General features: G+C 43.5%; 9 protein-coding genes. 5 read left to right on the plus strand and 4 right to left on the minus strand.

Going from position 1 to position 12,110, the window contains the following annotated elements:
• Positions 1-765 precede the first annotated feature (765 nt).
• On the minus strand, positions 766-1,488 hold the full coding sequence (locus tag K5Q73_RS20665) for a hypothetical protein (RefSeq protein ID WP_220759401.1): 723 nt from the start codon (positions 1,486-1,488) through the stop codon (positions 766-768).
• A 431-nt stretch (positions 1,489-1,919) separates the two neighbouring features.
• Here K5Q73_RS20665 and K5Q73_RS20670 point away from each other — a divergent pair, with 431 nt between their 5' ends.
• The gene (locus K5Q73_RS20670) at positions 1,920-3,653 is read left to right on the plus strand and encodes a HAMP domain-containing sensor histidine kinase (RefSeq protein ID WP_220759400.1); all 1,734 of its coding nucleotides are present in this window, start codon (positions 1,920-1,922) and stop codon (positions 3,651-3,653) included.
• A gap of 54 nt (positions 3,654-3,707) precedes the next feature.
• Positions 3,708-5,063: a sigma-54 dependent transcriptional regulator gene (locus tag K5Q73_RS20675; RefSeq protein WP_220759399.1), complete on the plus strand. Its 1,356-nt coding sequence runs from the start codon at positions 3,708-3,710 to the stop codon at positions 5,061-5,063.
• 195 nt (positions 5,064-5,258) lie between these two features.
• Here K5Q73_RS20675 and K5Q73_RS20680 read toward each other — a convergent pair whose 3' ends face one another.
• The gene (locus tag K5Q73_RS20680) at positions 5,259-5,897 is read right to left on the minus strand and encodes a LysE family translocator (protein WP_220759398.1); all 639 of its coding nucleotides are present in this window, start codon (positions 5,895-5,897) and stop codon (positions 5,259-5,261) included.
• Between the two features lie 169 nt (positions 5,898-6,066).
• Between K5Q73_RS20680 and nadE the strand changes: the two genes are divergently transcribed.
• Positions 6,067-6,897, plus strand: a complete 831-nt coding sequence (gene nadE, locus K5Q73_RS20685) for an ammonia-dependent NAD(+) synthetase (protein WP_220759397.1) — start codon at positions 6,067-6,069, stop codon at positions 6,895-6,897.
• A 150-nt stretch (positions 6,898-7,047) separates the two neighbouring features.
• Here the strand turns inward: nadE and K5Q73_RS20690 are convergent, their stop codons facing one another.
• Positions 7,048-7,527 (minus strand): hypothetical protein, encoded by a 480-nt coding sequence (locus K5Q73_RS20690; protein ID WP_259650700.1) that lies wholly within the window; start codon positions 7,525-7,527, stop codon positions 7,048-7,050.
• A gap of 86 nt (positions 7,528-7,613) precedes the next feature.
• Here K5Q73_RS20690 and K5Q73_RS20695 point away from each other — a divergent pair, with 86 nt between their 5' ends.
• A complete protein-coding gene (locus K5Q73_RS20695) occupies positions 7,614-9,053 on the plus strand; it encodes a carboxylesterase (protein ID WP_220759396.1) in 1,440 nt (479 codons plus the stop codon).
• Positions 9,054-9,079: 26 nt separating this feature from the next.
• Here K5Q73_RS20695 and K5Q73_RS20700 read toward each other — a convergent pair whose 3' ends face one another.
• A complete protein-coding gene (locus K5Q73_RS20700; protein WP_220759395.1) occupies positions 9,080-11,242 on the minus strand; it encodes a diguanylate cyclase in 2,163 nt (720 codons plus the stop codon).
• A gap of 443 nt (positions 11,243-11,685) precedes the next feature.
• On the opposite strand from K5Q73_RS20700, the gene K5Q73_RS20705 reads away from it, so the two are divergent.
• Positions 11,686-11,910 (plus strand): cytochrome c3 family protein, encoded by a 225-nt coding sequence (locus tag K5Q73_RS20705; protein WP_220759394.1) that lies wholly within the window; start codon positions 11,686-11,688, stop codon positions 11,908-11,910.
• The last annotated feature ends 200 nt before the right edge of the window (positions 11,911-12,110 follow it).

A 12,110-nucleotide genomic window follows, 5' to 3' on the forward strand; every position in this document is an offset into this window, starting at 1 on the left:
AACTCATTTTTGGACATTTCCGCGTAAGACATCAAGCAACACTAACCTAAATGAGTACACCAATTACCACGTGTAGATACGGCCGTGACCGTCCATGACAAGGTGAGAGATAACGTAGTTATCAAGCTTTCGAACGAGAGGCAGGATGCCGAACTGGCCTTTTAGCAGGGATGCTATTCGTCATGGCCGAGCCTCCAAGGAGGGACTTGCAGCGTGTCACGGCAGTGTCTGCACATACGCTCGCTGCAGGCGATTAATAACTCTAGAGCATCAATTTAATACTCACAGCCATATAACACCGAACAAAAAATGTAACCAGCCTTAATTCAAAGGCTAACTCACTTTGGGGCATTTCCAAGTTAGAAATCTAACTCTTCAGCCTAAATCGAAGAAGAAAATTATCCAGTGCAGATACGGTTGAAGCCGTCGAAAACAAGGATGTTTTCGTTGAGCCTACAAGGCCAATTCAGTTCCATACTGAATTTGGCATTTCCACCATCCTTGGAGGTCAGACGTACTAGCGGCGAGCTTCAGCAGTGTCTGCAAATAAGGTCGTTCCTTCACATCCATGTGATCACGACATTCGAACATCCTGTCCAGCACCCGCGGCAGGCGGTGGATAACTACGAAGCTACAAGTTCAAACGGGCTACCCCATAGCAACGATACAAAAATAAATGTAATCAGCCTTCATTCGAAGGCTAATCAACTTTAGATATTACTATGCAAAGTGAACCTCTAGGCTTAGTCGCTCTATTCAGCCTGGTTACTTTTGCGCTAATACTTCACTCAACTTTTGTTTCTGTTCATCAGTCAACTCGGCGCGCTCGATAAGCTCGAGAATATCCGAGCTAGTCGGTTTACCATGACCTTGGATGATTAGTACGCGTGAGGCGTCACCATCGAGCCCAAGGCGTTCTAATTCAAGTTCGGTAATTTGCTCGGTGAGTATCTCGATATCATCACCAAGGGAATCCATATGAATTTCAAACTGGCCTTCATTTTGTTCAAATATTACTTCAAGCTCACGGGCTTTCTCTTCTATTTCGCGAGCCTTAGATTCTAGCTTGAAGGCGTGGGCTTCTATTTCGGCTTCTTTACCGCTGAGCTGCTGATGTAGTTTTTCAAGTTTAATTTTAATGGCCTGTTCAACTTTTGGATCCAGAGGCTGCCTTGGGCTAGCAGCATGCAGCTGAACTCGCTCTAGCATCCTCAAAACGGGCTTTTGTACATCCTTAGGCAATTCACTGATTCTCTGCTTAACGCTCTGTTTGTCACTGAGCTCTTGAGCCGTAAATGACATGTCGTGGGAAGTGCCATCTACAGCAACGGTGACATGGGTGATATCGTTTTCATCGGTATTGATCTTGGTGATTAGCTTACGGTCTATGTTGTCTATGACCTCTATATCGGTCGGTGCGCTATAGGCCAGTTGAGACAAGGTTAAACAGCCTGTTACGAGAGCGATAGCGAGTGGTTTTAAGTTCATATTGTTCCCCTTTAAATAGCATTGCAGTTAACTTATCGACTAAAAGACGCTTTACGAAAAGTGTCTGAAAGGGAATTGCGAAGGCCGTGCCAACTTTGTTGCCCCCAGAGCCATACAGGCATTGGCAGGTATTTGCTCGGTTAAATGAAAAATGATGACGCGATAAGAGTTGCGGATATGGGAAGGCAACTTCCTGATATGGGGATATTGATTCGATTTGTGTTAGCTTTAACCATGATTAGGTTAAGTCGTTACTTAAATTCTGCAGGGGTAAGCCGCACTCTTTGCATAGGACTGCACTGAAACGGCATTGATTTGGGTGAGATAGAGTTTGGTATCAATCTTGTATATCAATCTTGTAAATCAAGCTTCAATATTCGTCTTCTATAGAGATAACGGCAGAGCCAGAATAGGGAAATAAAAGAGAAATTATGTCGATAAAACGCTATGTATTCATGCTATTTGGCGCGCTCATCTTATTGTTGGCTATGAGCCAGTTATTTGTGGCGCAGTATTTTAAAGCTCAATTACAAGCAGAGCTTGAGCAAAGCTCAAAAAGTTTATCTAAGAGTCTGGTCAGCGTGGTGATTGAGAATGCTGCAGAGCTTGAACGTATGGAGTTTTCATTTCCACAGGCGCCAGATGAAGAGCCTGAACTCATGCCAAGAGCTGAGGTGGATAGCATTGATTGGCTAGAGCAAAATGAACAGATAAACGAAAAGTTTGAGCATGAAGTCGACCGATTAACCGAAGAGTCTGAACATGAAATTGATCTCCAACTCGATAGCTTAAATAGTGAAATCGATCAGCTGGCGTTTGAGCTTGCTAAAGGTGTATCCGAGGGCGGGGAGTCACAGCTTAAAAACGATGTATTTAAGGCAAAGCAGAAAGCATTGAAAGGCAAGGTGCAGGCCTTGTTAGAAAAAGAGCGTGTGTTATTAGAAAGCAATCGCGAGGATATGCAGCAACTGCGTAAGCAAGCGGCGCGAGAATATCAGCGACGTGTAGAGCAGAGTCTAGACAGCATTGAGATCCATACCGATGAGTGGCTTAAAGAGGGACGAGTACTCATTGTTGAGGGGCAGAGCAGTAATGACGGCTCTATTGTGCTAAATGAAGAGCGCAGCGTTGACTTACCAAGTGGCGGTGCGAATCTCCTTTTAGAGCGCTTTAGCGAATCGGTTTTGCTAGCCATTCTAATCACGAGTGTGATGGCTCTATTATTGGCTTACTGGCTTAGCCACCATGTGACGGGGCCTTTAAGTGAGCTGGCTGGTGGTCATCAAAAATTGGCAAACGGTCAATTTGGCGTGCAACTTAAAGAACAAGGGGTTAAAGAGTTAAAGCAGATCTTAACGGGTTTTAATCGCATGAGTCTGGCATTAGCGAATTTAAGTAAGAAAGAGCTGCAGATGTCGCAACAGCAACATTTGGCCGATCTTGGGCAGATCACCCGAGGGATTGCCCATAGCTTGAGAAATCCATTGCATACCTTGGGATTACTTTCAGAGCAGAGCACTTGGAGTGAAGCCTTGGCCGAACGTGAGAGGCTCAATAACAAGATGCAGCAGAAAATCGCCTTGATGGATAAAAGTATTCAGTCGCTATTAACGCTTTCGAGTCATGAGGTGGCACGTGATAAAGCTATTCCGTTAAACGCCATCATTCAGGATGTGCTTTTGGAGTTGTCGATCACAGGGCTCAAACCGAAAGTCATGTTTGATCCACAAAGCAGTGAGGTTTTCGTTAATGGAGCTGAGTCGGAACTCAGAAGTATCTTACATGCGGTGATGATTAACGCGGTAGAAGCCGACCCGGATGCCAAGCAGATAAAAATCGAGCTGATGCAAGATGAAAATGCCAAGAAAGTTATCATTACAGATTGGGGCAAAGGGATTGACCCCTTGGTTAAGTCGCAGATGTTTAAACCCCATGTCACTACTAAGACAGAGGGGTCTGGCATGGGGAGCTATATCGCGAAGCGCTTAATCGAGAGTCATTACGATGGCGAAATCCAGTTTGAAGACAATCCCCAAGGTGGCACCATAGTGACGCTTATCTTTAGTCGTGGTGAACAAGGGGCTGACTCAAGTACAAGCTCAAGTAAAAAAACAAGCACAGACTCAAGTAATAAAACCAGTGCTCATTCAAACACTAATAAATAGCGATTCAAACACAGACTTAAGTAGAAAGGGTTCGGATCAAGGTGAGGTGAAACAATGAATAATGCCCCTTTACAGATTTTAGTTGTGGAAGACGAGCCTGATCAACGCGAGCTAATCTGCCAAATACTCGCTTCTAACCACTATCAGATCACCAGCGCAGAAAGTGTTGAAGAGGCGATTTTGTCGATAAAATCGAGTGCACCGGATCTGGTTTTTTCCGATTGGAAGCTTGGGCAGTTAACTGGAATGGATCTACTGACTTACGTTAGGCGAGAACACCCAGATATGGGGTTTATTATCGCCACGGCTTACGGCACTATCACTCACGCTGTAGACGCTATGCAAGCTGGGGCAGATGATTATTTATCAAAACCTTATCAGCGTCAGTCATTATTGATGGCGATAGACAAAGTCGCTAAATCGCTTACGTTAAAACAGCAAAATCGACGCCTAGCATCAGAGTTATCCCAGCAGCAGGAGCTCGTGGGGCTAGTGGGGAAGGCCCCGTGTATGCAGAAGGTCTATGCTCGAGTACAAAGAGTCAGTGCCACCGATGCCACAGTTTTAATTGGCGGAGAGAGTGGCACAGGTAAAGAACTCGCCGCTCGGGCCTTGTACCAACTATCCAATCGTCAACATAAGCCGTTTGTCGCCATCAATTGTGGTGCCATTCCTGAAACTCTCGCGGAATCGGAGCTGTTTGGTGCTGAGAAAGGGGCCTTTACAGGCGCCAATACGCTGAAGATCGGTAAGCTTGAGGCGGCAGATGGCGGTACTATCTTTCTTGATGAAATCGGTGAGTTACCCCTGTTACAACAGACTAAATTACTCAGATTTTTACAAGAGGGCGTGATCTCAAGGTTAGGCCAAAATGGCGAGATAAAGTTAGATGTTAGAGTCATTGCCGCAACCCACCGAAACCTTAAAGAGGAAGTTGAGCTGGGCAATTTTAGAGAAGATCTATTCTATAGACTCAATGTGGTGCCCATCGATATGCCGCCACTGAGAGAACGTAAAGAAGATATTGGCCGGCTTATCGAGCACTTTTTAAAAATTCATGCTGGTCAGTACGGTGTCGAGGCGCTTAAGTTAAGTGCTGAAGCGATGAAGTCTCTGCTCGATTACCCTTGGCCGGGCAACGTACGAGAGCTTTCGAATAGAATTGAGCGTTTCGTGTTACTGGGTGATGAGCAAGAGCTGGTGGCGGAACTGGCCTTAGGGCAAGTCGCGATTAATCCGAGTCAGTTTGTACTTCCTGAGGCGGGGTTTGAGTGGGAAGCATTTGAGAAAGACTGTCTACAGCAAGCGATGTCTCGCCATGAAGGTAATCGTACTCAGGCGGCAAAACAGTTGGGTTTAAGTTATAAGGCTTTTTTATATCGATTAGAGAAGCATCAATTAGTCGGATGATTGCTCTCTAAGCCATCTCCTAACCGATTATCTAATTAGCAAAGCAATTATTAAAGTAATCATCAAAGCAATCATTAAACCTAATGTCTGCTTTGATGATCCTAGGTGAGAAGAGTGAGAACTGCTTCAGCCCTATCGTCAGCTAGCGCTTTCTTAAGTTAACTCTGTTATGTGTCCTCTCTATTAGAGTAAATATTAGCCCAGCAGCCCGGCAATAATCATTAGTGCAACACCAACAAACACCAAACCTGTTATTAGGTTGATGAAAGGGCTGGCTCTTTTCATCTTAAGCTGAATCTTTGGTTTAGAGAGTACCACTGCAATAAAACTGAACCAGAAAAAGGATAAGCCAAACAGTAGCGCCGCAGCAGCGCTTTTTGTGGCTAAGTTGATCTCGGGAGTAATCAAAGTTGAAAAAAGGGTGATAAAAAACACTAAAGCTTTGGGATTTAAAATATTGGTATAGAGCCCTTGCATAAACCCTTTAAAGCTACTTATCCCTTTAGATGCTGCACTTTTTTCGAGAGTGACGTGATCTTTCCAATGTAGCCAAGCGGCTTTTATCGCACCTAGCCCCATCCAAGCAAGGTAGCTTGCCCCCAGTATTTGTACGATTGAAAATAGCTTATCTGAACTTTGAATAATCAGACTTACGCCAGTTAAACTTAATAGTGTATGGCCTAAAATTGCCACGGCTATCCCTAAGGCCGAAGCAACTGCAGCGGCGCGTGACTCTTGTGTTGCAAGGCGGACGACTAAGGCAAAATCGGGACCGGGACTTGCAAGAGCAACGAGGTGGATAATACTCAGTGAAAGTAGTAATTGCAGTTCCATTGGATCTCTTATTGGTTTTGTTAATGATGACTTTAGTGGCTTAAATGATGCGTATTGCTAATTAACGTTTAAATTAACACGATTGTTATTAAACAGGTCGTGAATTGTCGCAAGAATTCACCCATAATATAAACCGATTTTTCTGCCAACTACCATCGGAGTGTAGAACGTGAAAGGACAGATCCTAAGAGAAATGCAGGTGCTTAATGCTATCGACCCTGGCTTTGAAGTTCAAAGGCGCGTCGCATTTATTAAGTCGAAGCTTAAGCAATCGAGTACCTCCTCTTTAGTCTTGGGTATTAGTGGTGGAGTAGACTCTTCATTAGCGGGGCGCTTGTGTCAGCTAGCCGTTGATGAGCTCAATAGTGACGCCAGCGGTACCAGTTACCAGTTTATCGCGGTCCGTTTACCTTACGATGTGCAAAAGGATGAAGATGAAGCTCAGCTGGCTTGTCAGTTTATCCAGCCTTCAAAGCAAGTTACGGTGAATGTGAAGCAGGGAGTGGATGGCGTTCATAGTGAAACGCTAGCGGCTGTAGAAGCGGCTGGGATTACGTTACCAGAGGCCGACAAAGTCGACTTTGTTAAGGGGAACGTAAAAGCAAGAATGCGCATGGTTGCCCAGTATGAGATAGCGGGTCTAGTAGCTGGTTTAGTAGTAGGAACCGATCACAGCGCCGAAAACATTACAGGGTTTTATACCAAGTGGGGCGATGGAGCCTGTGATTTAGCGCCTTTGTTTGGCCTTAATAAGCGTCAGGTTCGCATGCTTGCCGCATTCCTTGGTGCTCCCGAAAAGTTAGTTATTAAGGCGCCAACGGCAGATTTAGAAGAGAACAAACCTCAGTTAGAGGATGAAGTCGCCTTGGGGTTAACTTACGATGAAATCGATGACTTTTTAGAGGGTAAAGAGGTTAGCGAATTTGTTAATGACAAACTGGTAGGGATCTACCGCGCCACTCAGCATAAGCGTGAGCCTATTCCAACGATTTATGATTAACACTTATCCTCGATTTTATAGTCACTTTTATAGCTGGCTTAATTTAGCTATTCAATATTAACGGCTTAATTTCAACGATTGAGTGACCAAGAGTTTTGACACCAATAAAAGGCGCATTAAGCGCCTTTTTATTTGAGCAGAAGCCAGAGATTAACCTAATGAAGGTAGGTATAAAACTGCTCTTAATAAATCAATTTGCAGATTAGGGAATTGACGGTAATCGAGATAGGGGCATAGGTAAATTGATTGCTCAGCGTGTTTACTGACAAGCGTAGTCGACGTGTTGATAGGCTGGAACTGAGACCGCGATAATTGCAGGTTTTGAGCGCTTTGTTGACCACAAATAATGTGCAAACCAGCATTGGGGTTGAGCTCATTACTATTAATGCTAATGCATTCATCTTGTTTCAGTAGCAGATTGTCGCGGTAAAACTTCCAGTTTTTATCGGTAACAGACAATTTTGCCATGATGGTTAAAATTTTTCGCCAATGATTACCGTTGGCCTCAATCAAGTGCTGTACTGCTTCGGGCGCGGTATGGCTCCAAGCTTCGGGAAGAATAGGTGGCGTCGGTAAATAGAAACATGTCTGAGCACTCTTTGAACCTATTATCTGTCTATTTTTATTCAATTTTCAGCCTATCTTTACCGTTTCAGCGTAAAAGCGTGTAAGTTATCTTATATTAGCTTGCTTGTTTAGAGGAAATCGCGACTTTTATGAAAGCCATTATTATTGGGTCGACAAAACATTTAGCCTTTGCGCTGTTTTATGCATCCTTAGGAACCTTCATCGCGTTAATCGCTATGGCGGTTTGGTTTTTGAATTCACGTCCCGATTTATCGATTTGGCACACAACAGAATTAACTTCAGAGTACCGTGCAGCAAGCGAATTGAGCACTTTTGCCGATTATATGAAGCTTGAAGATAAACTCTTCTCTGAATTGGAGACGAAGGTTTATCTTGAGCCATCAGAGCCTCAACCTTTCGATATTCTGAACCGCTATGTGCATGGTAGTTATTCTGATCCAGCGCATTGGCCGCAAGACTGGAATCGCAGTTATGAATGGCCCAAAGATGATGCTGAGTTTGGGGTACTTCTACTCCATGGTATGTCAGACTCTCCCTATGCCTTGTCACATTTCGCGAATCACTATAAAGGCAGGGCTCATATTTTAGGGCTTAGACTACCGGGGCATGGCACTTTACCATCGGCATTAACCAATATCAGTTGGCAAGATATGGCGGGAGCGGTAGCGCTGGCAACACGGCATATGAAGCAAGTGTTAGGTGAAAAACCTTTATATCTAGTGGGCTTCTCAACGGGAGCGGCATTAGCATTAAATCATGAGCTTGAGCTTCTCGCCGCTAATAAAGAAGCTGATTACTCAGCTATGGTTTTGATCTCACCCGCAATAGGCTTACCTCCAGTAGCCGCAGGGGCTAAATGGCAAGCAAGACTTGGGATGGTACTTGGTCTAGATAAACTAAGCTGGAATAGCATTCAAGCAGAGTACGACCCGTTTAAGTATGGCTCCTTTGCTGTTAATGCTGGAGATGTGGTTTATCAGCTTTCGATGCGTAATCATGATCTCATCTTGCGACAGGGCAAGGATCGACTGAACGGCTTATCACCAATATTGACGTTTCAGTCACTCACTGATGATACCGTTGACACAAGTGCTGTGATAAGTGCGTTATATAGCCAGTTACCCGATGCGAGTCACGAGTTGGTGCTATTTGATATCAACAGAACGAAGGTGAACTTAAGTCTTATTCTGAATGACCCCTTAAAACCTTATCGGAATATGATGACGGAGGGGGAGTTTAACTATGAGTTCACCTTAGTTGAAAACGAAAGCCAAGAGAGCCGAGATATTCAGGCTCGGCGGTTAAATGATAATAGTACAGACTCCCTAGGGCTTAGCTGGCCAAAACAGATCTATTCACTATCGCATGTTGCGTTACCCTTTCCAAAAAGCGATGCCTTATATGGCCCTATTTGGAATGGTGATAAACCCCATATTCAGATAGGTACGGGGGCATCTCGTGGAGAGCGAGGCGTGATCAGTGTTTCTGCCAGTGAGATTTTAAGACAAAAATGGAACCCATTTCACCCTTATATGCTAAGCAAAATGGATGAGGTGATAGTCCCATAATCGCAGAGGCTTGTTTAGTATGTTGATTAATCTTCTAAGGTGGTGAAAATCAGTTTATTTCGACCCGCCTTTTTGGCTTGATATAGATTAATATCAGCTTGTTTAACCCACTGCTCCAGTGAATCACTATAAGTCCCATTACCAATCACCGCCCCTATGCTGGTGGTTACCCTAAACGGCTGCAGGTCCTGTTGGCTGTCGATGACAATATTTTCTAGTTTTTGTCTGAACTTTTCTAGATGACTTTCAATTTTTAAAGCATTACACAGCGGCATGATGAGCAAAAACTCTTCACCGCCGTATCGCACTATAATGTCTGAATCGCGCTTAAATTCCTGGCTTAGAAGCTGTGCGACACGTTTAAGAGTGAGATCGCCACCATCATGACCGTAGGTGTCGTTAATGAATTTAAACTTATCAAGATCCAGCAGAGCAATTGCAATAATCTCATCTGTCCGCTTACATAACTGTTGAATTGCAGGGAACTTATCTTCGGCGTATCGACGATTATATAACCCTGTCAGAGGGTCTTTTTCGGCAAGCGCTTTTAGTTTGCTGTTAGCATGTTCAAGCTCCAAGGTCCGTACTGCGACTTTTTCCTCAAGCTCCAACTGGTAACCAATAAGCTGACTTTTACTTTGTTTTAGACGCTGAAATAGTGTGTAGATCTCCTGTGGCGACTCATCATCAACGGCATAATCCACATAGTTATTATCTGATTGAGTACTGAATTTGTTGGCGATATTTTCAAGCGGCAGCGTGAGTCGAGCGCTAATCACACGTGAGATATAGATGGTTACAGACAATGCGATAAATAAAATGGCAAATGTCGCGAGGTACATACTTTCGACTAAATCAACCAGAGGCCGAAAAGGATTGAGTACAAATAGTTGCCAATCATTTTCTAAAGTCACACTCGCATAGACGTACTCCGGTGCCATCGTATCGCTATGAGAGATATTAAGCATAGGAAAGGGCGTTATATAATTTTCACTGGGTAGCGAGTAATTGAATGTTGATAGTGGCGTAATGCCAAGGTTGTCAGTGGCGTAAATGACTCTACCGTTTTTATCGATAAGCACGATGGACTGATTAATCTGACTGGTTTTTATGTTATCTATCACCTTGAACTCTTTTAAATCTAACGAGCCTTCAATGATCCCTATCGGTTGGTGCGAGTTGTCTGAACGGTAGATAGGCGCACTGATTGCAACAATCGGATCTTGGCCAAACCCCTTGCCAAGAAATGCCGGAGAGATAAAGTTACGCTGATTAACAAAAGCTTGTACAAAGTAGTCTCGATCACGGACTGAAATTTCGTGTTGTTCAGACTCAAGGCTTGAAAGTAATGACGCTGGACTTGCAGCAAAGACAACCGCTTCACTATCAGCCAGGAGCATTGTGATAAATCCTGGATAGTTTGCATGCAATTGAGACAACAAAATTTGCTCTTCTGTCTCTGAATGCTGATTTAAGCTCAGCCATGCAGCAGCGTTCTTAATCGCTTGGGTGTGTGAGTCAATATAGGCTTGGGTCGAGAGGCCTAAATGAGCGGCAGAGCTTTCTATATTATGATAAAGCAAGGCTTGTTGGCGTTCGATAAACTGATTATTAAATAATAATGCGGCTAACAGCAGGGCGACGGTTATCACTAATGTGAAAGTGTAAGTCAATTGGCCATTGAACGTTCGTCTTTGCCTATCTTTGATTTTACTATTAAAGTGCCAAAAAGACGGCGTTAAAGTGATCATCAGCGAGCCGATACAAGCATAGACTAAACCATTTATCCCTTGTTTTAGGATGATAAAGGCAATGTGACTACTGGGGAGATCGGTAAATAGAAAGATATAAAGATAAAAGAGTGGCATACCGATAAACAGCCAAAAGCCAAAGCTTGCGTATAACGCGTAGATATCTTTTCTTCTGGCAAAACCTAAGAAAAGGGCTTCAACGCCGAATAAGAAGTACACATGGGGACTGTCCCAAACGATCATTAGGCCGGTAACGGTGAGCGTTGCAGTATAAAGTGCATACCAAGGGCCAAGCAGTATAGCGGCAATAACGTAGGAGACGTTGCCGAGGATTAGCTGTATGTTAGCGAATAGATGGATGGGGTAAAGGTTTACGAGCAAACCGACTAACCCTAACACTGAGGCTAACAGGAGTTTATTCTTGTCTAATTTCCCCAAATGAGCGCGCCTTTATTGCGAGTGGAAGTTATTAATGTTCTTTATCTTTGCATTGATTAGTTACAATTTATTAACTTTGGTAAGGGAGATCAACTTTTAATCAGATATCCTACACTGGTCGCGCAAAAAAACAGCGGTAATGGAGAGTGATTCATCTTAAGTTTTAAGGTTTTAATTTGTGGGTGGCGAAAGAAAAAGGGCTAAATTTGGTGATATGTCAGACCTTGCTCACATCCTTAACATGTCATCGAACTCTTGTTCAGCTTTTGTTCAACTAAAGGTGCGGATTTAAGTTTCAATTAAGGTTAAGTCATATCATGGTACATAAGAGCTGCCGAGACGATAAGTCTTTCATTTATTAGGTAGCATAAACAAAAATAAGCCTTAACAGTTCTGTAATAACACAACATTAAGTGCGATAACTCCGATATTAAGGAATGCATATGAAATATTTAACTTTGGTTGCTGCGTTAGCATTTTCTGCTTCAGCTATGGCTGTAAACTGTACTGACTGCCATGAGACTATTAATGTTGAAGAGCATACAGAAATGGAAGCAAGCATTGCTACTTGTAACGATTGTCACGATATGGGAAGTGCTCACGAGTTAGATACAGAGATCCACACTCCAGATCTAACAATGAAAGAGTGTGCTGACTGTCACGAGTAAATACTCAGGCAAGATTAAAAGCGCTGTATATCAGCGCTTTTTTATTTATACCAATTAGTATAAGAAGTTGATCTACTCAGAGCGTTTTTGGCAAACTAATTCAAGGCGAATAACTGAAAGAATGGTTGCTCCCTTGTGAAGTTATTCAACGCAGAAGTAGGCAGCCAAAACGCTCCAGAGTGGCGAGTTTTAGCGGCTCT

It is taken from the genome of Shewanella sp. MBTL60-112-B2 (genome assembly GCF_019655055.1).
In the GTDB taxonomy this organism is placed as follows: domain Bacteria; phylum Pseudomonadota; class Gammaproteobacteria; order Enterobacterales; family Shewanellaceae; genus Shewanella.